The organism is Rhizobium sp. A37_96 (assembly GCF_053521765.1).
On the sequence record NZ_JBNWDS010000013.1, the window covers coordinates 92,310 to 117,263 of the forward strand.

Sequence of the window (24,954 nt, forward strand, 5' to 3'; positions counted from 1 at the left end):
CGGGCGTGTTCCATTTTGCCGAGAAAATGAGGGCGAAAGATATGGGCCGACTTAGCCGATTTTCATCAGGATCGGAAAGGTCTGCTGAAACCAGATCGCCATATCGCTGATGTAGCCGAAGATGAAGGCAAGACCGGTGAGCACCAGCAGTCCGCCCATGACCTTTTCGACCGTGCCGAGATGACGGCGGAAGCGGGAGAGGAAGCTCATGAAGGCGCCGGAGAAGCCGGCGGCGATCCAGAAGGGAATGGCAAGCCCGAGCGAGTAGACGGCGAGCAGGCCGGCGCCGGCGCCAACCGTTTCACGCGAAGCGGCGATGCCGAGGATGGCGCCGAGCACCGGGCCGATGCAGGGCGTCCAGCCGAAGGCAAAGGCAAGACCCATGATGTAGGCGCCCGTCAGCGTCGCCGGCTTGCCGCCGCTCTGGAAACGCGCTTCCCGCGCCAGAAGGCCGATGCGGAAAACTCCCAGAAAATTCAGGCCCATGACGACGATGATGAGGCCGCCGATCTTGGCGAGAATATCGAGGTGCTGGCGCAGCAGCAGGCCTATGGAAGAAGCGCCGGCGCCAAGTGCGACGAATACGGTGGCAAAACCCAAGGTGAAGAACAGTGCCGACATCAGCACATTGCCGCGAACGCTCGGCGCTGCGACTACGGCTGCGCCGCCGCCCCGGAACTGCTCGACCGATATTCCCGCCATATAACAGAGATAGGGCGGCACAAGCGGCAGCACGCAGGGCGAAAGAAACGAAAGTGCCCCGGCAAGCAAGGCGCTCAGAAGCGAAATATCGGCAAGCGACACGATGGACTCCGGCTATGTCATTCCGGCTCCTTCCTAACGTCGCCAGGGTATGAAAGCCAATCACCTTTTCGAGCGGGCTCGATCGTGTTGCCTTAAAGTTGACGGAATTGAGACGGGCCCGCGGATGCATAAAAGCTAGGTTTTTCAAGCGTGACCAACAGCCGCAGAGCGGCCTTACGAACAAATTGCTTTTGCAAAAATATTGGTTCAAGCTGCCATTGTTCGTCGAACAACGTACATTCCACCCAAGTTATTTAGCGGAGGAAAAGCCCCATGCGAATTGCGACTATGTTCACGACTGCAGCCTTTGCCGCGCTCTTCAGCGTAAGTGCCATGGCACAAACGGCGACCCCCAGCACCACGACAACCACAACCCCCAGCGCAACGACCGCAGCTCCTGCGGCGACCACCACGGCCAAGCCGAAAGCGATGAAGCCGGCTCAGACCGCCGTCTCCAAGGCATGTTCGACCCAGGCTGACGCCAAGGGTCTGCATGGCAAGGCGCGCGCCAAGTTCCGAAGCGACTGCAAGAAAAACGGCGGCAAGGCCTAAAAGCCGAGGCTCGTCTCAATCACCGGTCAACTTTGCCGTTGAAATGACGGTAAAGTTGATCGCCGCGGCACATTCGTCGCTCCCAACATAACCGGATGGATACACCCACGGGCAGCTTCGGAAGGCTGTTCGTTCGGCGTATGGTGTCTATCTTTCGGCTTCTTCGCATCGATGAGCGATGCCGCCGTCCATGGCATGGCCACGTATGTCATTGTTTCTTTAAAGCGGATCTCACGCATGCATGCGGTTCGCTCATGCAACAACATGTCCCGCCGCTGTAAAAAAGCCGTCTCGACAGCGGCAATAGTTTGCAACAAACGAGACAAACGCGGGAAACCCGCTGGAATTACACCTTGTTCCTGTTCGGTCGAATCAACGGACGGAGCAGGAAATTGAAACCAGCCATAAATCCTCCCCCTTCAGACGCGCCAACGCAGGCGCATTATCTTGCGGTTTGTCTTTTCGCCCTCGAACCTTCGGTCGAGAGCCTGATCGCTGCCGCAACGAAATCGGGCTGGAAACGGGATTATGTTCTTCTCGCAATCATGGCCATTGCCATGGGCGACAACAGCTCCACGGCAGCGCCGGCGCAGCCAATGTACTCTTGAAACGGTGGCAGATCTGAGTCGCTGCACAGCATAGAGCCACGCGTTGGGTTACGCGGCTCCCGCCTCCCACAAACTTCAGAGCGCCGCTGCCGCCTGACCGAAGACGAAATCGGCTTCGGTGCCATCGGTCAGCCGGACGCGGCCAGAGCCATCGAGACCGTTGGCCTGGCGTGTGGCGATGACGATACCTTTTCGTCCGTCGGAGCAGTGAACAGCCATGGAAATCGTCACCGACGTATCGAGCGCATCATAGGTGCCGGAACACTTGACGGTCTTGCCCTTAAGCCTTCCGGCGACCTGGAAGCTGCCGCCGGACATCGTCGCCGTGGACGTTCCTCGCATGACGTCGCCCTTGCCGGAAATCACTGCCACAGGCACCGTTATGGCGCACGACGCAAGCGACGCCGCCGAGATGGCGACAATGGCGAACCCACTGATTTTCATGAAACTATCCCCCTCAGATAGGGGAAGTTATGCACGCTGGAGGCGAACGGTCAATCCTTGCTCGCCCAAGCGGGTCGGTATCTTTTTATCTTGCTGCAACGGCGCATGAAACCGGCTGGCCCAAATCCGGATTGCTCACGTATCCTTGGGTTTCAGCTCCTTCGTCGCCGGATCGACCTTGCCATCCGCCAGCCTGTTGCGCGGATCGGCAACGAGGGGGGCTTTGTCATCCTCTTTGTCCATCGCATCGACATCATGCGCCTTGCTGTGCTGTATCTTCGCCAGCGCTTGCTTGTCCTGTGTTCCGCCATGCGGATCATCTGACCGATCATGTGCCAAGATTGCGTCTCCTTCTGTTTGGAAGGAAACTCTGTCGATTCGATTCTGTTCCAGAGGAAATGAAGGGTATCGCCAGCGGCCACGCGCTCCGATTGCGGCGCTTAGACATGCGTTAAGAACGTCGCAACAATAAAGCGCCATACTTTTAGCGAGATGTTATATTACGAATCGATGATCGATACGAAACGAATCATGAATTCCAGCGTTTGAGTTTCACTTACATGTGAGGAACCTGATCATGACGTTGGTCGAAAAGAAGAAGCTGGCCCGGCTTGTTATGCTCATATTGCTGCCGATCTTCGGCGGCCTGACAGCGGTGGCGATCGTAGCGCTCTCGACAATCGCATGATTGCCCCGCGGAGAATAAATGCTGACAAGCAGGCTTGAGAACGGCCGCGGCCATGAGATCAAAGCGCTCGTGACGCTGTTGCCGATGCCAATACTATGAGCAGTCCGTGCTATCGACCGAAAAAGAGTAGTCCCTTCCTTTGAGCTGGTAGATATAGTTCGCCAGCGAGGCCTCGCCGGAACTGAACTTCGGCACAAGAAAGTTGCACAGATCAGAAAGCTGGGCGGACTTCACGACGGGAGGATCGAAGTCGTCGTCGTCATCATCCAGATCATAGAAATAGCTGTAGATATGGTCGGTCAGGTCAATTTTCGTCAGCGTGGTCTTCTGATCGATCTTTTTGGGTAGATCCTTGTTGGCGAAGATCACCGGATAGCGCTGCGCGAGATAGGGAATCACAACTCGTTCGGTTACCGGCGTCGTGATCGCCACCCCAACCAGGGGCAGCACTTTCAACGCGATCCCAAACCTCTTTCCGGCGAGCAGCCCGAACAAAATCCCCAGCGAGCCTAAAAACCCGCAAACGATTGCGTAGATTTCCCACGCAGATAGGTCCGCCACGAACTCCATCAGTCGCCCATCGTCTTTATCGACCGTCATATTAATCAGTATACCTTACTATCAAATCAACGTTTTTCGCCAGCCATTTTGCCACAAATGCGATCAACAGCCTGTGCATCACGACGCAAGTTTATGGGCAATGAAATTTGGTGGCGCACCCGGAATCAGACCAACGCAGCTGGAATACAGTCTCGAGGGCGTGGGGTCGTGGGACTTTTTGTCGGTTCCAAAAGTCCCAGGAAAGATGCCTAAGTGGTTGATTTTGGTGAGAGCGATGGGGCTCGAACCCATGACCTACTGATTAAAAGTCAGCGCAGTCCGGTTTCCGCATGTTTCATTGAATTTCTTATCTCCTTGTTTTACAGCGCATTTTGGCTTATATGTTGCCATAAAATTTCTTCATGTTTCATCGAGTTTCGCCCGACCGTGGCGACCGGGTGGCGACTGCATAACCGAGAGAGGGTCATTTGCCAACGATCAAAATCAGCCGCAAAACGATCGCCGACATCGTGCCCAGCGAGAAACCCACCATCTATTATGACGCGACGCTCAAAGGCTTCGGGCTCAAAGTCATGCCGACCGGCGCGAAATCGTGGATCATCGAATATAGGCCAGGAGCCGGCGGTCGGGGCGTTGCCAAAAAGCGCATCAAGATTGGCACGCTTGCAACGCATTCGCCGGAGGCAGCTCGCGAGGAAGCGTCTCGGACTCTCGCACGCGTGACCTTGGGGTCTGATCCGGCGGCGGCGAGGTCCGATGAACGCAAGGGACAAACTGTCAGTGAGGTCGCAGAAACGTGGCTTGCTGAGCATGTTCTGATCAAGCGCAAGCCGAAGACCTACAGCGAATATAAATTGGCTGTTGAACGCTATATCAAACCAGTGCTCGGAAGTTTGAAGTTTGCGCTGGTCGAACCGTCAGACGTGCTTCGAATGCAGGCAACAATCATCCGCGGGAAGACGAGCAAGGCGAATGGCGGACGAACCATGGCAAATCGCGCTCTGGCAACGCTTTCCGCTATTTATGGTTGGGGCCAAGATCTGAGAATTGTGCCAGTCGGATTTAATCCAGTCACTTCGATCGAACGTTTCAAGGAGAATCAGATCGAGCGTTTTCTGACTTCGGAAGAGATTGGCGCTCTTGCGGCTGCATTGACAGAAGCCGAGACAACCGGCCTCCCCTATGAGATTGATGAGACCAAGGCAAAAACCAAGCACGCTAACAAGCCAGAGAACCGGCGGACGGTCTACGGTGAGCATGCAATCGCGGCGATTAGGCTTTACCTATTCACCGGCTGCCGGCGCAGCGAAATCCTGAACCTGATGTGGTCTGATGTCGATTTGGAACGCGGCATTTTGTTTCTGCCTGACTCAAAGACCGGAAAGAAACCCGTGATATTGTCACCGCAGGCAAAGGCCATCCTGACCAACCTCACGCGCATTGGAAAGTATGTGATTGCTGGCTCCGAAGCCGGCACGGATGACGAAGCGCCGCGATCTGACCTGGATCGACCGTGGAAGGCTGTCACACGCCGCGCCGGTCTCAACAACCTTCGTCTTCACGACCTGAGGCATACCTATGCGAGTATTGGTGCAGGTGGAGGGCAAGGGCTGCCTATCATCGGTAAACTGCTCGGCCACAGGAATATTGTCACGACACAACGTTACGCCCATCTCGATACTGACCCAATGCGGCGCGTAGCGGACTTTATTGGTGACCGCATCGACAGGGCGATTGGAGGTGACAATGGCAAAACTACCTGATGGATTCAGTCTGCAGGCGATTGCTATTGAATCGGCCCTAGCTGAGGGCCGGACCGAAGACGCTAAGACAGCCATAATCGAGGTTTTGCTCTCTGGAAAGGCTGACAAGGTCGTGCAACGACTAGCGGCTGAAATGATCCGCCCGCCAAAAAGAAAGCGGGGGCGACGGCCCGCCCTCACCCGCCACTGGTTGGAAATTGGCGAGCAGTTCCATTCGATGCGAGAAGACGGCGTGAAGTATGAAGAAGCACTTTTGTTGTTAGCCCGGAAATTTGGGTACTCAGAAACACACGTTCGGAAAGCAATTGCCAACTATGGCGGGGCACAGGCAAACGCAGCCCAAGCGGCAGATTAAGACCCGGAGCCGCTCTGTTTTTTAGCGGCGGAAGGCAGATTGATCGATTGAGGTGAGAATTTGGATATTTCTCTCGAAGAGGCGATAGCTTCATGCCTGTCATTTCTAAAAACAGGCAAAGCGTCACAACACAATTTCGACCTATATCCCCATGAGGCAGCGAGGCTGATTGCGCAAACTAGAATGCCGCAGGCAAGTGGTTTTGAACTCGATGGAAAAGCATATGAGATCGGCCTTATAGTGCTCGATGCGGCAAGCGAATTGTGCGCTCGCGGAATATTGAGGCCTGGGCCAAAGATAACCGAGCACATCACTTCACCAGCTTGGGGCTATTCGCTCACATCGAACGGCAGGAAATCTCTCCCAGAAATAGACGATACTGACATAGTTCTGTATCAGCCTGGCGCGCTAGCTGCGGCATTCTCGTCTTATACCATGACCTTTGGAGAAGCATTCAGCCAACGCTCGCAAGAGGCGGTCAAATGTCGAAACGCGAATGCATGGCTGGGATGTTGCGCTATGGCAGGCGCCGCCGCGGAGGCAATTATGCTGGCCGTGGCATTTGCCAAGACAAAAGATGAAGACAAGGTTCGAAAAGACTATAATGGCGCAGGTGGCCGCCAAAAAATCTTGAACCTTATAATCGGCCCACTACTTGATTGGCAAAAAACATCTTTCAAAAGCTATACCGGGATCATTGCTCACTGGCGTGACGAAGCTGCCCACGGCGCGCCTACCGCGCTATCGACTGCCAACGCCGATGAAGCGCTACGTCAGCTGCTTCATATGTGCCAATGGGTTAAAAAGTACTGGGATGATCTGACAACATAAAAAGGCGACCGATAGGCCGCCTTCAGTCACGCCGCTCTGACGAACATTGCCGTTTCTCGCCTTATTTGATCCCTGCCCTCGCGCTCGACAAGCACGCCCTCCTTGAGCATGGCCTTGGCTATACTGCCCGCACGCTTGCGGGACGCTTCGTCTTCAAGATCAAGGCCTACGGCATATGCGACCGCCTGCCCGACCCAGTTCTTTGCCTTCTGCGACGCCTTGTAATCGGATGAGCTGACTGCCGCGCGAATCATTTCTCGCTGATCTTCGGTGACACCATCGATCAGCGCTTCCGAACTCGGCCATGCCCACGACACGACAGCCGGCGCGTGGTCCTGCGGCCGTTGTAGACCTTGACCGTTCCCCAGCGGCACGCTGACAAGCCGGCGCCAGTCCAACTTGGATGACAGTGGCGTCAGTGTTGAACAGGTTGGATTATTCTCAGTCTTCTATTCGGCTGAACCGATTTCAAATGCGCGATCAACTCGCCTGGCTTCAAATGCCCGCTTGCCATCGGATCGTGCGCCAAAACCATTGGTAGATGAAATTTCGCAGGCGCCCCGCATGCGATGACAAAGATGTGAAGGTTGCTGTTCAACCCTACGAGAGCCGCAACGATCGATCGCCCGTCCGTGTTGTACCGATAGGCGAATTGGCTCCTGGTCGAAAACTTTCCCTGCTTCAGTTCGCCCCCAATCGGAAGAATGGAAAGCATCGCTGTTGCTTGAGCATCATTTAGCCCCGAATTCAAGAACCAGCCGAATTGAACAATGCCTTCCAAGGGCAATGGCTCTCCGACCAGTTCAGCGTAGAGTGCCATGCCGATTTTGGCACTGAAGACGTTGAGATATACTTGCAGCCGAGGGCTACGAGGTTGGATCACAACAATAGGAACCAGAACTCCGGCAACTGTATACGCGAACGTGCGCTGGCCCTTCGAGAAGTCCATCACTTCCTCACGAAGACCTGGCGCATCTCTGTCGAGGGTCGCTAAGATTGTCTTTCCCGCCCCTTTCGTCCAAAAATCGGCATCGTCGTCAAAGCGATTAATGCGCGAAAAGAACGTGGCCACGATGTCCGCTGACTTAGTCCCATTGTTGCACTCTTTGCAACTCGGAAACTCCAATCCGCTAGGCCGCTTACGACCCTCGAATAGGCAAATTGGAGGCATATGCTCAATCGCTGTGGGCTTATTCGAGCAGTAGATACAACGATTCGCGGACGCGAGGATTGCTTTGAAGCTTTTGCTCTTTTGTCGAGCTTCGCCCACGTTGAACTCCGTTCACTTCGCTATACCCGGGCCAAGCGTCAGCGCCCTATCCCTCTTTTCTACCTCTGCGCAAGGCTACAGTCCACGCCGAAGTATCACGAAAGATCGCATAGTCACTATTCGACGGAGAATCGACGGCTCCACTTTTTCGTAGTCGAAACGCTACGCCTGGCAACTCTTAGAGAAGCATAAGACTGGACTTAGCCTTCGTAGTAGCGCGATAGCTTATTCTGCTTGTGGCTGCCATCTAGTAAATCTTGCTTTCTCCTCCCGACGTGTGTCTTTATTAAGATAAGCAACCACAGGAGGAATCAGTATGTGGATTGAGTTTACCAAGCACAACGGCGATCGGGTTTTTATCAACATGAATCTGGCATCTGACTTTAGCCAGAGTAGGCTGAGCGCCAATACGATAATCAATATGGCCGGCTCTAATGGCGGGAGCAATAAGATCGAAGTAACGGAAGATATTTAAACAATTGCAAACAAAATAATCGAAGAAGAGCGCCGCGTTGCTGGTGAGGCTGCCAATTTTTATAAAGATTAATATCCTTTGTCGTTGATGAGCTTACAAGCTCTGAGTGTTTAGGATGGGTTATTTCAGTTCAACTGAGGAGAAGAGTGGACATGTCTTTCAAAGTAGGCGATCGAGTTGCCTTAAAGTCTGGTGGCCCAGAGATGACCGTGCATACGATACAGGGTGGTGGTCATCTCTATTGCATCTGGTTCAACAAGACTGAAGGTGGCTGGGAAGTAAAAGGGTATGCCTTTAATCAGGAAGCTCTCAGAAGCGCTGACTGAAACTAAGGGATCAAAGCTTTATGGGCCAGCCTTAACGGTGCGCCCCTCTGGAACTTCCCTATGCCGTCAGGGTTCTCCTCCAATCGCGAGAAGGAGGAATATCATGACCGACGAACTCAGTGCCGGCTTCACAGGGACGCCCACAGATCCGCCGACTGGCGCGCGGAAGGTCGCAAAAGATGCCAAGGATGCCTTCATGCGTGAGAGCACTGCTGTTGCCGCTGGCGCAACTGAGCATCCGCGCACGGCAGCCGGGATAGTCCTAACGATTGGCGCCCTCGCCTTTGCAATCGGCTATGTCATGGGCCGCGACGCGGCGTCTAATGATTCACGCTGGTGGTGATGGGATCTGCGATCCGCGCTAGGCGCCGACTGCGGCGCGACGCATCTCACGAACTCGCTGATCTCGCCGCGCTTGAATGAGCGGTATGTCAGCCAGTCAACCTCTCCCCGGCCGTCATTACACTCCTTGCAGGCCAGCGCCAGGTTATCGGAGTGATCAGATCCACCGTCCGCGCGGCGGCGCAGGTGCTCGATCGTGGCGGCCTTCTGATGTGATGGAGCCCTCGGCTGGATTCGAACCAGCGTGATCCTCTACGGCAGTTCGCTTAGAAGGCGGAGCCGATACGAGGGCGAATTGGGTGACGACTATTGCGGCTCGACTCTCGCGATATGCCCGTACCAGGTACAGGGTTTGCCGAATTCCCTCTGCCACTCCTGATCTCGAAACCGCGCCAGATCTGCCAAGGCTCCGAAGACCGCGGCCGACTCATCGACCATCAGACCGTGCGGGCACTCAATCAGCGCGGCAGCGAACCGGAACTTGTTTGCAATGTCCGCCTCGCTCGTTATCGGCGCCGCTATGATCGCCTTGGAGATGACCATGCTGGCTTCGGTGAGCGCGCTCATAGCCTCATCTGGCATTGGACAGAATTCCGCGCCGAGAGCGTCTATTGCCGCATGAAGGCCGATCATGCGGCCGATATAGGATTCGGTAACCATGATCTGTGTCATTTCAGTACCCTCGTTGCCGTCAATCGATTTTCGATATACATAGCGATAAACGATATCAATCTTTACAGCAAGCGAAAATCGCTAGCATTAGCTATTATTGGAGAAAGTGCTTATGCTGACACCATCCCAATGCCGCGCTGCCAGAGCGCTCCTAGACTGGTCACAGCAGAACCTGGCCGAATATTCAAAGATCGGTAACGCGACCATCCGAAACTTTGAGGGCGGCAAATCTGTGCCTCAGCATGCCACTCTCGATGTTCTGAGAAGATGCTTCGAGGCTGGCGGTATCCTCTTCATTGATCAGAACGGTAATGGCCCCGGCGTGCGGTTGCGGGATCGGACTTGATTGTCACTGGCAATACTATAGACACCCTCGAAGAACGCGACTGCCGTTAGTTTTAGAACGGGGTCGGGCGGCCGATTGACGTCACGTTGCTGCCACGAGATCACGTGGCCGTTCTCTAACCTCTTCAGCGTAAACTGGTTGACGGCCTCCCCTTCGCGCAATACCTTCCACCTGCGGCCCACCGATCCGCACGCATAGCACCACACCGAGGAGACATCGCTAAGCTTTCCGGCATTCGTGCCGGCGGCCTATCCGTGTTCTTTTTCGAGGTTATGCATTGGTCCTCAAACTCATCAGAAGAAAAGGGTCTCCGAACTGGTGGCTGAGTGGAACGATACGCGGCATTTCGGTTTACGAAAGCACTAGAGTTGCCGACCGGGAGGTCGCCGAACTCATCCTCACCGTTCGCAGTAAAGAGGTGCTCGACGAGAGCATATTCGGCAGGAAGGTCAACGCAACTTTTGATCAAGCCGCAGAGGCATACCTGAAGGGCGGTGGGTCATCGAGGTTCTTGCCGCCGCTCCGCAGATACCTCGGCGCAAAGCATCTGCGAAAAGTTCACCAAAACGATCTGGACGAGGCGGCACGCAAACTCTACCCAAGCGCCGCGCCAGAGACGCTAAATCGTCAATGCTACACCCCGTTCATTGCAGTCTGGAACCATGCGGTGCGAAATGATTGGGCTGACGTCCGGCAATGGTCACGACCGCGCAAGCAAAGAGGGACGGCACGTCGCCGAGAAGAGACCCGGAGCGGCACGCATCCGGTGCCCTATGATCGAGCAGCACAGTTCGTCGCTGCCATGTCGCCTGCCCCGGCAATGGCTATGACCGCGCTATTTTACAGCGGCATGCGGCCGATCGAACTTTTCACGTTGGAAATGAAAGACGTCGACGTCGCTGGACGATGGATCGTTATTCGCAACAGTAAGTCAGGCGAGCCTCGAGGCGTGCCCATGCATGAGTTCTTGGTTCCTCTATTTGACTCGCTCCTGGCTCGGAGGGATCGAATTCAGCAGGTGTTTCGGACTTTCAAGGGGAAGGCCTATACAATTTCTGCAGAATGGGGCGGTCAACTTAGCAATGGCATAGTTGGCGCGCGAAAGCGCCTCGCCCGGAACGGGCTCGATATAACCGATGTGTCGCCGTACACCGGCCGCCACTCGTGCTCGACGGAACTTGTCATTGCCGGCGTTCATCCGCACATCAAGGATCAGATCCTCGGGCACGCTGTAGATAGCATGTCCCGTCACTACACAAACGTGCCGCAGAAGCCTCTCATCGAGGCCATTAATAAGCTGCCCGTCCCAAATGCGTGGCGCGCGCTTCCATGGTGGGAAGATCCGCTTTCCCACAGTCGGCAACATGTGAAGTGGGGTCGAACCGGATGACCGACCCGCTATCGAAACTCCCGATGTTCGCGACCGACCGGGAGATTGCCATTGCGATAGTCGGTAAGGAACGAGCCGCGATGTTTGTGAAGGCTGTTATCCCGCAGCTGGAGCGGAAAGGCTTCCCGAGGATTGACCAGCTTCATGATGGCCGCCCGGTTCCATTGGTTCGAAAATTCTACGATGGCTATTTCGGGATCACGGCCGGCTTTGCGGCAGTAGCTCCGGACGGTGACGAACGGCTAGGCGAGTGGAAGCGTGGACGCCGAAGGTCCAATGAACGCGTGCCTCAACTAGGCCTTGATGGTCGGAGCCAGAAAGCTTTGCTCTACATGGTCGCTCATCCCGACGCACGAACACACGGTGCCATCCCCGATGCGGGCGTAACTACAATGAGCCGCCTGGCTGAGAAAGGCGCCATCACCGCCGGCAAGAAAGATTCGGATGGCGATATCGTGTGGACGGTCACCGACGTCGGCGTGGACGAGGCAAAGCGGATCGAGTTCTGGCACTATGGAAAGTCGCCATGAAAAACGAAGACTGGATTCAAAAGTCAGCCCAATAGTACGTCCGCGTCACCGAGCCACTGAATCCAGATCTGGGTTGGCGCGTTGAGGACGTGCAGCTTGCCTTCATGGCCGGAGCGCGCGAACAACCTATTCGCCGGTTACTCCCGATCGACCAGGTTGCCGAGCTCCTGGCAACTTCCGTTTCAACGATCCGCGACCTTATCCGTCATGGCGAACTTGCCTACGTCAAAGTTGATCGAGGCACAGAACGAAATCATGTTGCAATCGCGCCCGAAGAAATTGAAAGCTTTCTGAAACGCCACTCAAAACGGGAATTCATGCCAAGCGGACCGTTGACCGCTCGGCAATCGACGCGGAAAACGAAGCTCCAGTTGTCAATCGAACGGGCGATTGCAAACGATGGCGATTTCTTGGCTCGGCGAGCCACGCGGCTGGTAGAGGCGAAGGCGAGAAAGAAGAAATGACAGACCAACCACGCCTGATCGGCCGCAAGGAAGCCGCAGCTTACTGCGGCATCACGCCGACATGCTTCTCAATGTGGGTGGCAAGTCACAAGATACCGCCAGCGATCCCTGGCACGCGTAAATGGGATCGCCGGGCCATAGACGCCAAGCTTGACGAAATCAGTGGGTTAGTCGTGAATGATAATAACGGCGAAACAGACCTGCAAAAATGGAGGCGCGAACGGGATGCGCGTAGAGCTGAGAGGGCTGGACGAGGCGAAAGCGAATAAAAGGAACCGGCAAATCGGCGTGTGCCGACCTTATAGGAACGAACTACTTTTCTACACAAACGATCGTGCCATCGCGGCGCCGCAGACCGAAAGATCCGAGGCCTTCGGATAAACGGTGCGTGCTGGCTACACTAGACCAGTTTCAGGAACCGTGTGGCGTCCTCGCCTGTCAACTTCACGCCGCCGAGAGAGTGCACGGCCCCAGTGAACGAAAGAAGAACAAAGCTACGCAAGTGATTTCTTTGTGGATGAAGCAAGCTCAGATGCCGCTGTGCCGCGCATTTCGAACCGATATTCGGCATATTGTCCAAACAGCCAAGGAAACGACGGCGCTGACAACGCTTGAATGTCGTTCCTGGCTGTTGGCGCTATACCCGCCGGAAGGGGAGTAGTTACCCGCTACTCCCCTTCATCGCGGTAAAGTTACCCTGCTACAAGTAAACTAGTGGCGCAATGCCAAAGTGCAAGTTATCCAAAGTCGCGGATTTTCGTCCGCATGGAGGATTTCCCGTGACGCACAGAAAATGGAGCAAGGCGGTCACGATCGCTCTTGAGAGTCCCGAAGAGTGGGTCGTCATCGATACGACCCAAGCAGCCTCCTGGGCTATGATCGAGGACTGGCCACTTGAGGGAGCCCCCGCGCTGGATCGTGCCTTGTCCGTCTGCGCCGACGTAATCAGCGGCAAGCGAACCCCAGAGGATGCGCGCCGAGCGTTCATCGATGCAGTCATAGAAGCTAGGATACCTATGAAGGAGGGGTGAGTTTACGCCGATGATTTTCAGGAGGTACCTATGAAAAAGTCCGAAGCAGAGAAGGCCATCCGATCTCTTTGCCACACCTGGTACGGGACTCTTTCGGAAAATGAGCGGGAGCACCCGAGCTTCGGTTCCTTCAAAAGTTGGATGCGATCCAACGGATATGGCCACTATCTCGACTTCCGATCAACAGGCGGCGCAGATGAGGCCGCCGAGTGGTGGTTCGACCAGGAGCTCAAACAGACGTGGCGGAGGTAGGCATGGGCTATCCTGACGAAATTTCCGGGCTCATTGACAACCTGCATTCCGCCTTCAGCGCAGCGAAGACGATAGAGCAGGCAGAGGCCGCTTGGGATCATTTTCATGTGCTCGAAGAATACATTGAAGGGAGATGTTCACATGAGCCCGCAACGATGGACGCCCTGCAACGCCTAAAATCCAGTCTATCTACGTTCACCATGCACATCCGGCAGAGGATGCCCTCGCCCTACAACGGCTGGCGTGGCAATCTGGGTTTGCTGCACAGCCGCGTTTCTCCGAAAAGTTAGCGAGAACGGCTAGGGAGCTTGCGATGGGAAAGCAACAGCGGCCGGCGTGAAGCAGCCCTACACATCAAAACATCACAGCTGCCGCGAGTGGATCTCTCGACATAGGTATATGTGGACAAATGCGGCTTTCAGGATCGGTCCAACGAGACTTAGATCTTGTCGCAGCGATCGTCAGAGCCGAGAGAAACCGGCAGCCCAAAGACCGGATTCCGATGCAATAATCTGTTCAGTCTCGGAATGCGCAATGTTCCAGCCTGACGGCAGAATATATTCGTCTGGATGAATGTGCTCGAAGTGTTCCGCGAGCGCTATTGCGTGCTGCACTTCGGCACTTAGGCCGGCCAAGGCCAAGTCAGCCATTTCTTGCTTTGCCATCACGTCGTTTACCAGCTTGGATGCATAAAACATCATGGATTCTCCGTATGGTGGCTATGAAGATAGAACTGCATACTCTGACGATCAGCGTAACCCGTTAACAAATCGTTGTACTCGCGAATTGCAACCCGCAATTCATCATTTTTGGAGTAGTCGTCAATTTCAAGGCGCAACTCCTGGAGTCTTTCGATGCCGAGCGCACGGCCGTGCATATGCCAACGACGATTGTCTGACAACGCCGCGGCAATTTCTTCTGCTCGCGCCTCCTTCTCAGCTAGGGTTACTTCTGCACCCGGATTCGTGGTTCGATGCACAACCCAATCCTTAAACTTGTATGTCACGAGCCACTTTTTTAAAAGGCTGATCGAAAGGTTCTTTGCTTGTTCATATAGGGCAAGTTTTGCGAGATCCATGCTCCGAAGAAAAACGGCATCGGCAGGCGTCAGTACGGCCTTCGCCGTTATCTCATTGACCTTGTCGAGATACCCTAGCGCCGCGACGTAACCGCTCCCGTCAGGCAGCAGCACTTGCGGATCGATTGGCCCGAGCGCGGATGAATAGTCCATATAAATTCGATCGCCCGACATGCAGAATATCGTTCCGGCGGACATAGCATAATCAGGCACCACAAAATTCACGGTTTCGTAATGATGCCTTACCACCGAAACCATCCTTTCTGCAGTCTCAGCGGATCCTCCGGGGCTACGGAGAACAATAGATAGCGTGTTCTCTTGCCTAGTCGATGATCTCTTTACTTCTTCGACAAAATTCCGAAACGGCCGAGTGATCTGCGGATGTATCTGGCCAAAATAACAAATGACGTCGGATTTTAATATGTCCTCCAATGTCTTTGCTTTACCGTTCACATGAGAAAGTATTGCATGATCAAGATCTGCAGGATTCACGAAGCCCCTCCGCGGTCTGTTTCAGACCATATTTATTAATTTTAGGTTGCGCGAAGTTTGCCGGTAAGTCTACTAAAAATATTCATGGGTGTGACAGGAAACGAGATCCGCGACCTCGACGATTCTTCCGGCTCCTCCGACCCTTTCACCACTATGCGTACTGCATCGGCCACGATCCGGATATGAAGCCTTGACGGGATACGGCTGTGGCGTGTCAATCACTCCTTCGACGCGTCGCGCCACGCCCGCTCGAACGGTAGGCGCCAGGCATGCGGGGCAATGAGCTGATGGATCGACTTCGGACCCCAGCCACCCTGATCGTAAAGTCGCACGGGCGGCGGGTTTTCCAGTAGTGGCTGGGAGACCTCCCATAGTCGCTCGATGCCCTCGGCTGTGGTGAACAGCGTGTGATCACCACGCATAGCGTCGAGGATCAGGCGCTCATAAGCTTCTAGGACCTCACCGATCAGACCCGTTTCGCTCATGGCAAATTGCAACGAGAGCTTGTCGAGACGGAAGCCAGGGCCTGGGCGCTTGCCATAAAAGGAAAGTGATACCTTGGAGGCGTCAGCAAGGTCGAAAGTGAGATGGTCCGGCCCCTGCGCACCCACGCCGGAGCCTGCCGGGAACATCGATTTCGGCGGCTCGCGGAAAGCGATCGAGATAATGCGTTGTCCCTCTGCAAGGCGCTTTCCAGTGCGCAGAAAGAAGGGCACGCCGGCCCATCGCCAGTTATCGATGGCGCATTTAAGGGCAATGAACGTGTCGGTGTCGCTCTCCGGATCAACACCGGGCTCTTTTCGGTAGCCGATATACTGGCCGCGTACTACATCACGCGGCTCGATCGGCAACATGGAGCGGAACACCTTGTTCTTCTCTTCTGAGATTGGTGCCGGTTCGAGGGCCGTTGGCGGCTCCATCGCCATGAAGGCAAGGATCTGGAAAAGGTGCGTCACCACCATGTCGCGATAGGCGCCTGTCGTCTCGTAAAAGGCTGCACGGGTGGAAAGACCTAGTGTTTCCGGCACATCGATCTGCACATGGTCGATGAAATTGCGATTCCAGATCGGTTCGAACAGGCCGTTGGCGAAGCGGAAGGCCAAAATATTCTGCGCTGGTTCTTTGCCGAGGAAGTGATCGATACGAAAAATCTGTTTCTCGTCAAACACCTCGTGAAGTTTCCTGTTCAGCTCTACGGCACTGGCGAGGTCCGTACCGAACGGTTTTTCCATAATGATGCGACAGCGTTCGACCAGCCCGGCCTCGGCAAGGAGCTGCACGGCTGGGAGGGCGGCCTTTGGAGGAACGGACAGATAATGCACACGCCGGGTCTCTGGTCCCAGCGCCTCTTCAGCTCTGTTAACCGCTTCCTTCAGCACGCCTGCGCCGGCGGAAAGGGAGACGTAGTCCAGCGATTCTGAGAAAGCCTCCCATTCGGCCTGCGTGAACTTGCGTGTCAGGAACTTGTCTAGTGACTCGCGGGCGATGGTGCGGAAACCGTCGACATCGATATCATCAAGCGACACGCCTACGATGCGGCAGCCTGGAATAAAGCCGGCCTTGATCAGATGGAACAACCCAGGCAGCAGTTTACGTCGAGAGAGATCCCCCGTTGCGCCAACAAGAATGACGACTTGTGGATAGCCGGGGCCGACCCGTGTGGAATTCTTGAGCAAGATATCTGTCCCGGATTCATCATCTATACCCTGCGCGTGGAAGGTAACTATGGCGGTGCCATCCTAGCGTTGGCTCTGCGCAACTGCCTTGCTGGGTGACCCAGTGGCATAAACCTTCATCGCATGTGAGCTCGAATACAGGCATGGTTTCCGAGAGCGGTCAAGGGACGGAAGCAACCGCGTCGAAGAGTAAACGGCGGATTCGCACGGGTTCAAATTCTTGAGATGTAACGCTCTCTGGCCGGACTTTTCATTCTGATCGTAGCACCTTGCCCTTGCGGCCATCGAAATTGAAGCTGCGCGCATCTTAGGTCACTGCCCGGCGATTTCTCGGCGACGCGATTCCCATCTCAATTGAGGTAGACAGTCGCTACCATGTGGCGAATTCTGGCTATCGACATTCGCTCGCTGTTCGGCAATTATCGGCGAGTTGAGGACCCAAGCCGTGTTTTGTATTCGAGTGTTCCTTATCGGAATGGCCTTTTTCCTTTGGGCGGTGAATGCGCGCGCAGATGACAGCATCGCGCCATTTTCAGTGTCGCCTGTCTGGCCCCTAGCAATTCGCCTCGACGGTCCGATCGATAGCCGGTCGGCTCTCACGTTTCGACGAGTGCTGGCAGCCAATCCGAACCTGAAAATCCTGGTTCTGAATAGCCCGGGCGGCGATGTGCAGAACGGCCTATTGATTGCGGACGACGTTTATACGAAGGGCATGAGCACTGTCATTCCTGCGGATTCCGCATGTGCCTCGGCTTGCGCTTACGTCTTTTTTGCAGGCAGAAACCGCATCGTGCAAGGTCGGCTCGGCGTGCACCAGATCAGCGGCAACGTCGGTCTCGGCGACGCGCAGTTAAACATCTCCGATATTCTCGACACGTTGAACAAATACGGCGTTGATCAGCGCATATTCCCGATCATGTTCCGCACGGCGTCCGATGACATTCACTTCTTCAGCGCCGATGAGGTCAAGCAATTCGGGATCGAGCATCTCTCACCGGGTTCGGACAGCAGCCAGATTTCATCCGCGCAGCCCAGCACTCCGACGATTCAATCGGCGCCCGCCTCGATCAGTGGCATGAGAGACGAGGAGACAGCGGCAAGGGATTTCGTCGCTGAGCTGGTGAATTCCGGCAGCCTGCCGGCCAATCAGGCGATTGCGTTTGCCTCGAACGCCTATGCAGGCGACGTTCGCTTTTACGGCAAGCAGAAGAGCCTGGATGAGATACTAGATGACAAGGCCAAGTTCTTTGAGCGTTGGCCGAATAGGAACTATCGACTGCGGCCGGAAACCGTAATCATTGCGTGCAACGGAGACATGTGCCGCGTGAGCGGAGAGTTCGACTGGTATGTCAGCAGCCCTCAACGGGCAAAGAGCCTTAACGGTACCGCATCGTTCTTTTATTCCTTGAGCATGAACGGTCGGATTCAGGTCGTTACAGAGGACGGCAAAGCCCGAAAATGATCTCGCATGAAGATTGCCCTACCCCATCCTGAACATGTGAAGGAGGAAATATGAAGCGCACGGTCACGATTATGGCCCTGGTGATGATGGTCTTTGCGACGACTGCGGAAGCGAGATATGATCGCCGACCGTATAATGGTTTCGCTACCGGCCATTGCAAACGCGCGAGTTGTTATGCCAAACATCCCGGCGGCACCTATCACTATCCTTACCATTACGGGCATCGACGTCATTAATTTTCGAGTTTACCGCTTTGCGGCGTTTCAAACGCCCTAGACACGTTCAACCGGCTATCCCAATTCGCAATGAATTGACGAGCGATTTCCCGGCTCTCCGTAAAGGTGACGTTCTCAGCATTCCGCTTCTGCGCCGCTGCGGTGAAATTGTACGAGCCGCCAATGGTCAGATGGCCGTCGATCACGATGACCTTGTTATGGGCAATCGCCGGCTCGAAATCGATCCAGACCGGGACGCCGGCAGCTTCCAAGAGTGTCGCACCCGAATATTTCCGCTCATTCGTCTTGTCGAGGATCGCGAGGACTTCGACGCCCCTGCCCGCGGCCCGCTGCAGCGCATGGATGATCGGGAGCGACGTGAAGCCATAGGCCTGGACGCGGATGGATGAGCGAGCTCGGTCGATCGCATCGATAATCTTGCCTTCACACTGTTCACCAGGCGTGAAGCAGACGGAGACTTTGGCCGCGGATGGGTGCCCAGCATAGAGCGGGCTGGCGAACAGCAGGGCGGCAATCGTGGCGACGGCGATTCTCATCATGATTCCATAGCATTTCACGAGCCGTCTTGACTCAATCTTTCTACGTGAACATAATAAGAACAAACGAGGCTTAGCAAGCCTCAGTTTTCCAGAATTTTTATCGTTAGGACCGCCCTCGATCGGCGGAACGGAGACCTGCGCCATGCAACCGGTCAATTACAAAATCACGCCCCGCGATGCGGAGGTTTTTAGGGATCTCGTCGCATTTCTGGGCGAGGATGTTTTTGACCAGCGTCGAGGAGATGGCGCATTCGCCAAGTCGGATGGGTTTCAGCGGCGCATCAGTGAGGCCAGGAGCGTGTTGAAAGGGATCGGCGCCTACGAAGGCTCAAGCCTGGAGGAGAGCAACCATGGGTGACGTGATTTATCTGAAAGATGATCCTGACGAGTGCGACGGCGAGCCAAAGCCGAAGGCCGCTGCCATGACTATCAGCGACGGCGACGCAATCGCTCTCCATGAATTCATGCAGTATGTCAGCATTCGGTGTTATGACGAGCGTTTCAAAGACCGTGGGCTGATGAAGTCGGCAGCCTTGCGAAAGCATCTTGAGCGCACGCGGGAAATCCTCGATACGCTGCTGGATTACCCTCGCATCGAGCCGTTCTACTATTGGTCTCCGCCGAGCGAAATGCCGGCAGACCAAGCGGAACCCGAGCTGATATCCGCGATTGCGGATCGCTCCGATGTTCACTTCCATTGCGTTGGAATCTATCTGGCGCCCGACAGCATCCACGTTGGTTCCCTGGAAATCGCACTGGACGAAGATGCCGGTGAGGCATGCGGCATTGTGAGCATGCGAGGCATGACGAGCGCCCCGACATGGACGAAGGCTGGCAAGAGCCTCGACGATACGATCAGCATCTTCGTCGACGCCATATCGTTCAACCAAGAGGGCGGCGCTGAGCCCAGCGCATAGTTCATGCCCGAAAAGGCCCCAAGCCGAGTCGACGTGATTTCAGCGCCTACGCTGTCGTATTACGCGAGCGGCTCATACTACATCAAAATTGACTGTGCGCTCTGTCGTGTGAAGCGGTTCTACGAGCCGGTGGATCTTCTGCAACTGTGCGGAAATATTTGCGTGCGTCGGGTCGCACAGCAATTTCGTTGCGAGCAATGCAACAGGAAGGACTACCTGACCGCCGACGTCCTCAGCCCATCGTCAAAGGAGTTGATGGGCATGAGCGTACGCCGGTTGGCTCAGATCAGGATTATCCGCAAACCGATTTGGAAAGACATAAAACTCTAGGAGCCTCCAAACGCGAGCGACTCGACTTTTGCGCGATTTCGGTAAAATGTGGCATGCATTGGGGGATGCAATGGCGAAACGAATGGCGCAGTTCCTGTTTCTTTTTCTGTGTACTGCAATTGCGATCGTTCCCACATTGGCCGATGCGCGAAATACGCCGTGTTCTGGGAGGAAGGGTGGGATCGCCTCCTGCACGTCGGACGGAACCGTCAGCCGATCGAAAATGGAATGCAGGACATAGTTCTTCCGTAAGCGCGAATTTCTATGCGCCTTCTGAAGCGCAGTGCTGTGATGCATGAAGTGTCCACCAAAAACAGGTGGACACCAAATCATGGACGATGCTCCTAAACTCCAGGTGCGGCTTGTTGGCCGCGACGGCCGCCGTCGATATGACCCCGCTTCTCGTGATCAGTTCGTCGCAGCGTGTTTAGAACCCGGCGTTTCGGTCTCTCGGCTAGCACGGGAATACGGTGTGAATGCCAATCTCGTTCGTAAGTGGATAAAGAAGGCCATGGAGCAGCGTCCTTTGCCATCGGTCTCGGCCTTCGTTCCAGTTCAGATTGCTCCAGCTATGCTGCCGGGTTCCGGCGGCGATTTACTGACGAAGAGCGTGGTGGTGGGCAAGCCGTGTCATTCGTCCAAGGTGAGCGCACTCCTGCCGAATGGGGTCAGCCTGACCGTTGAGTGCGGCGATGAGAGTGGGCTGATCGCAATCATAGGAGCGCTGTGTCATGTTCAGACTGGGCGCTGATCTGAAGGTCTACATCCATCGGGAGCCGATCGACTTCCGCGCGGGCATCAACAGCCTCGCGGTCCTGGTGCAGGAGACGATGTCGATGGATCCGTTTGCTCCTGCGGTGTTTGCCTTTTGCAATCGGCGTCGTGACCGGATGAAGCTGTTGTTCTTTGATCGGTCCGGCTTTGTCATGGTGCTGAAGAAGTTGACGGAAGACAGGTTCCGCTGGCCCCGCCGAGAGACTGCGGTGGTGATACTCTCGACCGAGCAACTGCACTGGATTCTCGACGGCATCGATATCGACGCGATGGTGCGCCATCCGGTGCGGCAATATCAGATCGCCGGCTGAAGATGGCGAATTGAGCTGTTGACGCGCGGTGGCGGTTCAGATTCAAGAATCTGATGACGAGAACCGGCGAGCCGAGCGTTGCAGAACTGATGGCGCAGTTGGCGGCAAATGCCGCCGAAATCGCCGCGCTCAAAGCCGAGAAGGAAGCGCTCTCGCAACGGCTCGTCAAGCTGGAAGAGGAGCTGGCGCTCGCACGGCTGCACCGTTTTGCCCCGCGCAGCGAAAAGCACATTGACCGCCTCTTCAACGAAGCCGAAGAAGCCGCGGACGAGAATGATCGTGATTATGGCGACGACGTCGCCGATCTCCCGGATACAGGCCTGCCAGCGTCGATGGCGCCGCGGGTAACAAGCGGGGCCGCAGGCCTCTACCAAAAGACTTGCCGCGCGAGCGTGTCGAATACGACCTTGGTGACAATCAGAAGGCGTGCCCGTGCTGCAAAAGCCAAATGCATCGCATGGGCGAGGCCGTTACCGAGCAACTCCATATCGAGGTCAAGGCAAAGGTCCTGCAGAATGTGCGGTTCAAGTACGCTTGCCGTCATTGCGACCGCACCGGGTCCCTATCGCTTGTATTAACCAGTACGAAATTGTTTCAAGCCACGAAGTGCGCCTTAGAATAGCAGCCAGTCCCGCAACGATGAGCGATTCCATCCGGCGCGAGGCAAGGCTAATAAGACTTTTCCGCACTATTAAGTTTGACCTTCGATAAGGGTATTCCGGTTGCCTTCCACCGCAAAATTTGTCGATAACCTGACATAGAATTTACATCTATCGAAAATCCATCCGTTCTCTGGTCCAGTCGTCTCCATGTGACACCAGTGGAACTGCCGTCTTTCTTTGGTACGATCTTTAAATTCAATGACGGAATAAACTGAAAGGGAACGGGATAGTATACCTGATGCAGACCCGTCCCTAGGATCTCGCTATCACCCGAAATAGACCTCGGGATTATTTTTCCAGCAGTGAAGATAACACTCGCGACTACGATCGCCATTCCAACGACAATACAGACGGTACGGATATCGATTCCAAGCTCTCCGGTATGCACGACCGCCTCGGGCACCCCACTGCTACGAAGGATTGCGACTACCCATTCCTCCGGCGCAAAACCAGTGGCCACCACGACCAATCCAGCGACTACCCAATGCGTAATATATTCTCGGAGCGTTTTGCCAAGCTCAATAAAAAAATTACCCATCTATGTAGTTCCCGTCCAGCGCGAAAGAATTATAAAATAACAACGGGCGGCACTCATCGGCAATTAAGCTTTGTAGCTGAATTTCTACCCTGATATTTCACAAAAGCCCCTACCCGATGAAGGATAGGGGCTCGCTTTTAGCCGGAGCGCGTCGAGCGCGGCGTCTTGTTCTGATTTTCAACGATGCGATCAACACGCAGCGTCATATTCTCGACGGCGGCTTTCACGCCGCCGATTGCACCCATGATCTGGTCGGTGGTCTCGCGAAGGCCCTGCTTTGTGATATAGGTTTCGGCAGTGTGCAGCTTATGCGCGGCGAGCTCGCGCTCCACCTTCTCCGCCTTATTTCTTGCCAGATCTATTTTGCCCTCAACCTTCCACCAGATGGTAAGCACAAGGCCCAACAGCGCAACGATCGGGCCTACATAGGGAAGCCATTCAGTCGTCACTTCTTGCCTTCCAGTCTGCTATCTCTATCAGCGTAGAAGTCTCTCAACGCCGCCTTGCTGCGCCGACAGGACAACAATGCGCTGCGGTCCCTGATCCAGAGATTTTCGGTTTCCTCCTGGCTGAGTGCCCGGGCGCCGGCATCAACGGGACGATCGCAATCCCTCGTCAATTCCGAGTCTGGTTTGACCAATTGCGGCGGCGGCGGCGAGCTAACGAATCTTGTTGATGCGCTGCACGCTGGAAGCGCCAAGAGCAGGCTTGCCAGCGTCAGGGTCTTGATGGGCTTCACGCTGGAGCTCCTCTATCTGGGTTTGAAGTGCGGTGGCATCGGCCTGCATCTGCGCGATGCGCGCGGCCTCAGCGGTTTTGGCTGCATTGTTGGCGGCATCCTGGCGCTCGATCTCGTTGGCGCGCGCCGTCGCTGCCTCGGCTTTCATCTGCGCGATTTCGGCCGTGTAGGTGGCGGCGGCACGCTGATAGCCCCGGTGGTCGGCGACTAAATAAACGCCGACGAGCGTCAGGAGGGCGGCCAGAGCGCCGACTATCCAGCGCCCTGTGCTTGTGCTGAGGAAGGCAATCATTGCGGCAGCCCCGACACACAGACTTCGGCCTCGCCGGCGCGCTGCGCGTCACCCATCTCGCGCCGCTTTACGAGACCATTGACGATCTGGCCGCCGGCCTGATTGAACCGCGTCTGCATTTCGCAGGCGAGCCGATAATTGCCCTTTCCGGCCTCCCGCATCGCGCTGGAGCGAACCAGTGCCCCAATCCCGAAGTTATAGCCGCCGGAGATCTGGGACGCCTGCAAGCTGACGGGGAAGCTCGTGAACTTCGTCACCTGTTTCGTGAGTGGTAGGTAATATTGAGTATATACTTCCTCTTCGAGGAATGCGTCGCACTGCTCCTTGGTGAAGCTCATATTGGCGGTAACGGGCTTGCCGTTGATCCGCGTCTTGCCATAGCAGATGTCATAGATCTTTGCGAACGGGTCCCAGTGCGCCTTGAGCACCAGTCCTTCCCACGGCTTGATGAGCTTGTCGGTCGCCAGGATGACGGCCGGTGGATAGACGTGCTTTGCTGGGTTTGTATCCTTGATCGAATGCCAGCCGCCGGCCGCGGCGGCTATAATGGCAGCAGCTATCGCAGCCTTGCCGCGCTTTGTCGCGACAATCTTATTGATCGGCATCAATGCCTCCCTGGTCGATGATGCGCCCGAGCGGCGACAGGAGAAGAATGGCGATGGAGAGCCAGCGAGGAATCCAGCCATCGAGATACGGGACGACGTATGGAGCGAGCCCGAGAAGGCCGGCGACATAGACCGGCCACATCGAGTACGCACGCCAAAGCGCCCGTCCCGGCTTGGGAACGAGTTTCGGTTTCATAGATTTTTCCGTTTAGAAGAGATTGAGCGCGCCCGCGCGGCGTGCCATGATCCTGTCGCCTACAAGGCACAGGTGCGATAAAACGTTGCGAAATTTATCCGGCAGGACGCTGGTCAAGCTTCCCGCCGCCGGTGCAATCCTCAGAGCGCCGGGCACCCGCCTTTCCGTTGAAATTCAGCATCGGCTGAGGAACTTTGGGTGGCTCGAGTTTGTCGAGCGCGTCGTTGATCGCCTTCCATGTGTCATTGCCGAGAATGCCATCGGTGCCGACTGTCCCGACGTTATAGCCAAGCGCGATCAAGCGCCGCTGCACTGCTTGCACGGAGGTGTCCATGATGATGTCCTTTAATGGGAGAGCCCATGCATCGCCGCAAATCCTACTATTGCTTTGCAAATTATCGGT

The 24,954-nt window shown here is 55.5% G+C and carries 37 protein-coding genes, 1 tRNA gene and 1 pseudogene; 20 read left to right on the plus strand and 19 right to left on the minus strand.

The genetic code is table 11. From position 1 onward, the window contains the following. Positions 1-51: 51 nt before the first annotated feature. Positions 52-804: a cytochrome c biogenesis CcdA family protein gene (locus tag ACQZ6J_RS25725; protein WP_449086199.1), complete on the minus strand. Its 753-nt coding sequence runs from the start codon at positions 802-804 to the stop codon at positions 52-54. Between the two features lie 273 nt (positions 805-1,077). On the opposite strand from ACQZ6J_RS25725, the gene ACQZ6J_RS25730 reads away from it, so the two are divergent. Both ACQZ6J_RS25730 and ACQZ6J_RS25735 read left to right on the plus strand, forming a co-directional pair. Next, positions 1,078-1,356, plus strand: a complete 279-nt coding sequence (locus ACQZ6J_RS25730) for a PsiF family protein (protein WP_163985828.1) — start codon at positions 1,078-1,080, stop codon at positions 1,354-1,356. 353 nt (positions 1,357-1,709) lie between these two features. Then, complete coding sequence (locus tag ACQZ6J_RS25735; protein ID WP_449086200.1) at positions 1,710-1,964, plus strand: hypothetical protein; 255 nt, start codon at positions 1,710-1,712, stop codon at positions 1,962-1,964. A gap of 75 nt (positions 1,965-2,039) precedes the next feature. Here ACQZ6J_RS25735 and ACQZ6J_RS25740 read toward each other — a convergent pair whose 3' ends face one another. The 3 genes from ACQZ6J_RS25740 to ACQZ6J_RS25750 all read right to left on the minus strand — a co-directional run bounded on the left by ACQZ6J_RS25740 (position 2,040) and on the right by ACQZ6J_RS25750 (position 3,696). Beyond that, positions 2,040-2,408: a hypothetical protein gene (locus tag ACQZ6J_RS25740; protein ID WP_449086201.1), complete on the minus strand. Its 369-nt coding sequence runs from the start codon at positions 2,406-2,408 to the stop codon at positions 2,040-2,042. Positions 2,409-2,543: 135 nt separating this feature from the next. Then, the gene (locus ACQZ6J_RS25745; protein WP_449086202.1) at positions 2,544-2,747 is read right to left on the minus strand and encodes a hypothetical protein; all 204 of its coding nucleotides are present in this window, start codon (positions 2,745-2,747) and stop codon (positions 2,544-2,546) included. A gap of 442 nt (positions 2,748-3,189) precedes the next feature. Then, the gene (locus ACQZ6J_RS25750; protein ID WP_246725713.1) at positions 3,190-3,696 is read right to left on the minus strand and encodes a hypothetical protein; all 507 of its coding nucleotides are present in this window, start codon (positions 3,694-3,696) and stop codon (positions 3,190-3,192) included. 428 nt (positions 3,697-4,124) lie between these two features. Here ACQZ6J_RS25750 and ACQZ6J_RS25755 point away from each other — a divergent pair, with 428 nt between their 5' ends. Genes ACQZ6J_RS25755 through ACQZ6J_RS25765 form a run of 3 tightly spaced genes read left to right on the plus strand, consistent with a single transcriptional unit; the run spans position 4,125 to position 6,606 of the window. Beyond that, positions 4,125-5,420: a tyrosine-type recombinase/integrase gene (locus ACQZ6J_RS25755; RefSeq protein ID WP_449086203.1), complete on the plus strand. Its 1,296-nt coding sequence runs from the start codon at positions 4,125-4,127 to the stop codon at positions 5,418-5,420. Continuing rightward, on the plus strand, positions 5,404-5,775 hold the full coding sequence (locus ACQZ6J_RS25760; protein ID WP_449086204.1) for a hypothetical protein: 372 nt from the start codon (positions 5,404-5,406) through the stop codon (positions 5,773-5,775). The genes ACQZ6J_RS25755 and ACQZ6J_RS25760 overlap by 17 nt, the downstream gene beginning before the upstream one ends. A gap of 60 nt (positions 5,776-5,835) precedes the next feature. Beyond that, positions 5,836-6,606 carry a hypothetical protein gene (locus ACQZ6J_RS25765; RefSeq protein WP_449086205.1) on the plus strand — a complete coding sequence of 257 codons (771 nt, stop codon included), beginning with the start codon at positions 5,836-5,838 and terminating at the stop codon, positions 6,604-6,606. 26 nt (positions 6,607-6,632) lie between these two features. Here ACQZ6J_RS25765 and ACQZ6J_RS25770 read toward each other — a convergent pair whose 3' ends face one another. After that, positions 6,633-6,980, minus strand: a complete 348-nt coding sequence (locus ACQZ6J_RS25770) for an ATPase (RefSeq protein ID WP_449086206.1) — start codon at positions 6,978-6,980, stop codon at positions 6,633-6,635. A gap of 41 nt (positions 6,981-7,021) precedes the next feature. Then, positions 7,022-7,678 (minus strand): hypothetical protein, encoded by a 657-nt coding sequence (locus ACQZ6J_RS25775; protein ID WP_449086207.1) that lies wholly within the window; start codon positions 7,676-7,678, stop codon positions 7,022-7,024. A gap of 825 nt (positions 7,679-8,503) precedes the next feature. On the opposite strand from ACQZ6J_RS25775, the gene ACQZ6J_RS25780 reads away from it, so the two are divergent. Together ACQZ6J_RS25780 and ACQZ6J_RS25785 are read left to right on the plus strand one after the other, a co-directional pair. Then, the gene (locus tag ACQZ6J_RS25780) at positions 8,504-8,677 is read left to right on the plus strand and encodes a YodC family protein (RefSeq protein WP_449086208.1); all 174 of its coding nucleotides are present in this window, start codon (positions 8,504-8,506) and stop codon (positions 8,675-8,677) included. 103 nt (positions 8,678-8,780) lie between these two features. Next, positions 8,781-9,020: a hypothetical protein gene (locus ACQZ6J_RS25785; RefSeq protein ID WP_449086209.1), complete on the plus strand. Its 240-nt coding sequence runs from the start codon at positions 8,781-8,783 to the stop codon at positions 9,018-9,020. On the opposite strand, the gene ACQZ6J_RS25790 is transcribed toward ACQZ6J_RS25785, so the two are convergent. From ACQZ6J_RS25790 to ACQZ6J_RS25800, 3 genes are all read right to left on the minus strand, one after another. Next, positions 8,972-9,268 (minus strand): HNH endonuclease, encoded by a 297-nt coding sequence (locus ACQZ6J_RS25790; protein ID WP_449086298.1) that lies wholly within the window; start codon positions 9,266-9,268, stop codon positions 8,972-8,974. The genes ACQZ6J_RS25785 and ACQZ6J_RS25790 overlap by 49 nt on opposite strands. After that, a tRNA-OTHER gene (locus tag ACQZ6J_RS25795) sits at positions 9,236-9,311 on the minus strand. The genes ACQZ6J_RS25790 and ACQZ6J_RS25795 overlap by 33 nt, the downstream gene beginning before the upstream one ends. A gap of 14 nt (positions 9,312-9,325) precedes the next feature. Continuing rightward, complete coding sequence (locus ACQZ6J_RS25800; RefSeq protein WP_449086210.1) at positions 9,326-9,586, minus strand: hypothetical protein; 261 nt, start codon at positions 9,584-9,586, stop codon at positions 9,326-9,328. A gap of 728 nt (positions 9,587-10,314) precedes the next feature. Here ACQZ6J_RS25800 and ACQZ6J_RS25805 point away from each other — a divergent pair. The 6 genes from ACQZ6J_RS25805 (at position 10,315) to ACQZ6J_RS25830 (ending at position 13,994) form a co-directional block, all read left to right on the plus strand. After that, the gene (locus ACQZ6J_RS25805; RefSeq protein ID WP_449086211.1) at positions 10,315-11,427 is read left to right on the plus strand and encodes a tyrosine-type recombinase/integrase; all 1,113 of its coding nucleotides are present in this window, start codon (positions 10,315-10,317) and stop codon (positions 11,425-11,427) included. Positions 11,428-11,450: 23 nt separating this feature from the next. Next, entirely contained in the window at positions 11,451-11,957 is a 507-nt protein-coding gene (locus ACQZ6J_RS25810; RefSeq protein ID WP_449086212.1) for a hypothetical protein, read from the plus strand. 89 nt (positions 11,958-12,046) lie between these two features. Then, entirely contained in the window at positions 12,047-12,421 is a 375-nt protein-coding gene (locus ACQZ6J_RS25815; protein ID WP_449086213.1) for a helix-turn-helix domain-containing protein, read from the plus strand. A 779-nt stretch (positions 12,422-13,200) separates the two neighbouring features. Next, positions 13,201-13,452 (plus strand): DUF982 domain-containing protein, encoded by a 252-nt coding sequence (locus ACQZ6J_RS25820; RefSeq protein ID WP_449086214.1) that lies wholly within the window; start codon positions 13,201-13,203, stop codon positions 13,450-13,452. A gap of 30 nt (positions 13,453-13,482) precedes the next feature. Further along, positions 13,483-13,704, plus strand: a complete 222-nt coding sequence (locus ACQZ6J_RS25825) for a hypothetical protein (RefSeq protein WP_449086215.1) — start codon at positions 13,483-13,485, stop codon at positions 13,702-13,704. A 2-nt stretch (positions 13,705-13,706) separates the two neighbouring features. Beyond that, positions 13,707-13,994, plus strand: a complete 288-nt coding sequence (locus tag ACQZ6J_RS25830) for a hypothetical protein (protein WP_449086216.1) — start codon at positions 13,707-13,709, stop codon at positions 13,992-13,994. 171 nt (positions 13,995-14,165) lie between these two features. Here ACQZ6J_RS25830 and ACQZ6J_RS25835 read toward each other — a convergent pair whose 3' ends face one another. The 3 genes from ACQZ6J_RS25835 to zwf all read right to left on the minus strand — a co-directional run bounded on the left by ACQZ6J_RS25835 (position 14,166) and on the right by zwf (position 16,953). Further along, on the minus strand, positions 14,166-14,405 hold the full coding sequence (locus ACQZ6J_RS25835) for a hypothetical protein (protein ID WP_449086217.1): 240 nt from the start codon (positions 14,403-14,405) through the stop codon (positions 14,166-14,168). Then, positions 14,402-15,274 carry an SDH family Clp fold serine proteinase gene (locus ACQZ6J_RS25840; protein WP_449086218.1) on the minus strand — a complete coding sequence of 291 codons (873 nt, stop codon included), beginning with the start codon at positions 15,272-15,274 and terminating at the stop codon, positions 14,402-14,404. Before ACQZ6J_RS25840 ends, ACQZ6J_RS25835 begins: the two co-directional genes overlap by 4 nt. Positions 15,275-15,492: 218 nt before the next feature. Then, a complete protein-coding gene (zwf, locus tag ACQZ6J_RS25845; protein ID WP_449086299.1) occupies positions 15,493-16,953 on the minus strand; it encodes a glucose-6-phosphate dehydrogenase in 1,461 nt (486 codons plus the stop codon). 442 nt (positions 16,954-17,395) lie between these two features. Between zwf and ACQZ6J_RS25850 the strand changes: the two genes are divergently transcribed. Then, on the plus strand, positions 17,396-18,412 hold the full coding sequence (locus ACQZ6J_RS25850) for a hypothetical protein (protein WP_449086219.1): 1,017 nt from the start codon (positions 17,396-17,398) through the stop codon (positions 18,410-18,412). A gap of 50 nt (positions 18,413-18,462) precedes the next feature. Beyond that, positions 18,463-18,648 carry a hypothetical protein gene (locus tag ACQZ6J_RS25855; RefSeq protein WP_449086220.1) on the plus strand — a complete coding sequence of 62 codons (186 nt, stop codon included), beginning with the start codon at positions 18,463-18,465 and terminating at the stop codon, positions 18,646-18,648. On the opposite strand, the gene ACQZ6J_RS25860 is transcribed toward ACQZ6J_RS25855, so the two are convergent. Next, positions 18,645-19,331 (minus strand): phospholipase D family nuclease, encoded by a 687-nt coding sequence (locus ACQZ6J_RS25860; RefSeq protein ID WP_449086221.1) that lies wholly within the window; start codon positions 19,329-19,331, stop codon positions 18,645-18,647. The two genes, ACQZ6J_RS25855 and ACQZ6J_RS25860, sit on opposite strands and share 4 nt — an antisense overlap. On the opposite strand from ACQZ6J_RS25860, the gene ACQZ6J_RS25865 reads away from it, so the two are divergent. From ACQZ6J_RS25865 to ACQZ6J_RS25885, 5 genes and pseudogenes are all read left to right on the plus strand, one after another. Then, complete coding sequence (locus ACQZ6J_RS25865; RefSeq protein ID WP_449086222.1) at positions 19,330-19,545, plus strand: hypothetical protein; 216 nt, start codon at positions 19,330-19,332, stop codon at positions 19,543-19,545. The genes ACQZ6J_RS25860 and ACQZ6J_RS25865 overlap by 2 nt on opposite strands. Then, on the plus strand, positions 19,538-20,104 hold the full coding sequence (locus ACQZ6J_RS25870) for a hypothetical protein (RefSeq protein ID WP_449086223.1): 567 nt from the start codon (positions 19,538-19,540) through the stop codon (positions 20,102-20,104). The genes ACQZ6J_RS25865 and ACQZ6J_RS25870 overlap by 8 nt, the downstream gene beginning before the upstream one ends. Before the next feature lie 661 nt (positions 20,105-20,765). After that, the gene (tnpA, locus tag ACQZ6J_RS25875) at positions 20,766-21,185 is read left to right on the plus strand and encodes an IS66-like element accessory protein TnpA (RefSeq protein ID WP_449086224.1); all 420 of its coding nucleotides are present in this window, start codon (positions 20,766-20,768) and stop codon (positions 21,183-21,185) included. Further along, complete coding sequence (tnpB, locus tag ACQZ6J_RS25880; RefSeq protein ID WP_449086225.1) at positions 21,166-21,519, plus strand: IS66 family insertion sequence element accessory protein TnpB; 354 nt, start codon at positions 21,166-21,168, stop codon at positions 21,517-21,519. Before tnpA ends, tnpB begins: the two co-directional genes overlap by 20 nt. 53 nt (positions 21,520-21,572) lie before the next feature. Continuing rightward, a pseudogene (locus ACQZ6J_RS25885) lies at positions 21,573-22,078 on the plus strand (IS66 family transposase zinc-finger binding domain-containing protein); the annotation flags it as partial. Positions 22,079-22,188: 110 nt separating this feature from the next. Here ACQZ6J_RS25885 and ACQZ6J_RS25890 read toward each other — a convergent pair. The 6 genes from ACQZ6J_RS25890 to ACQZ6J_RS25915 form a co-directional block, all read right to left on the minus strand. Continuing rightward, the gene (locus ACQZ6J_RS25890) at positions 22,189-22,719 is read right to left on the minus strand and encodes a hypothetical protein (RefSeq protein ID WP_449086226.1); all 531 of its coding nucleotides are present in this window, start codon (positions 22,717-22,719) and stop codon (positions 22,189-22,191) included. Positions 22,720-22,856: 137 nt separating this feature from the next. Beyond that, positions 22,857-23,168, minus strand: a complete 312-nt coding sequence (locus ACQZ6J_RS25895) for a hypothetical protein (protein WP_449086227.1) — start codon at positions 23,166-23,168, stop codon at positions 22,857-22,859. A gap of 210 nt (positions 23,169-23,378) precedes the next feature. Next, positions 23,379-23,750 carry a hypothetical protein gene (locus tag ACQZ6J_RS25900; RefSeq protein ID WP_449086228.1) on the minus strand — a complete coding sequence of 124 codons (372 nt, stop codon included), beginning with the start codon at positions 23,748-23,750 and terminating at the stop codon, positions 23,379-23,381. Next, entirely contained in the window at positions 23,747-24,355 is a 609-nt protein-coding gene (locus ACQZ6J_RS25905; protein WP_449086229.1) for a lysozyme, read from the minus strand. The genes ACQZ6J_RS25900 and ACQZ6J_RS25905 overlap by 4 nt, the downstream gene beginning before the upstream one ends. Continuing rightward, positions 24,342-24,551 (minus strand): DUF7940 domain-containing protein, encoded by a 210-nt coding sequence (locus ACQZ6J_RS25910; protein ID WP_449086230.1) that lies wholly within the window; start codon positions 24,549-24,551, stop codon positions 24,342-24,344. Before ACQZ6J_RS25910 ends, ACQZ6J_RS25905 begins: the two co-directional genes overlap by 14 nt. Before the next feature lie 94 nt (positions 24,552-24,645). Then, positions 24,646-24,885 (minus strand): peptidoglycan-binding domain-containing protein, encoded by a 240-nt coding sequence (locus ACQZ6J_RS25915; protein WP_449086231.1) that lies wholly within the window; start codon positions 24,883-24,885, stop codon positions 24,646-24,648. Positions 24,886-24,954: the final 69 nt, after the last annotated feature.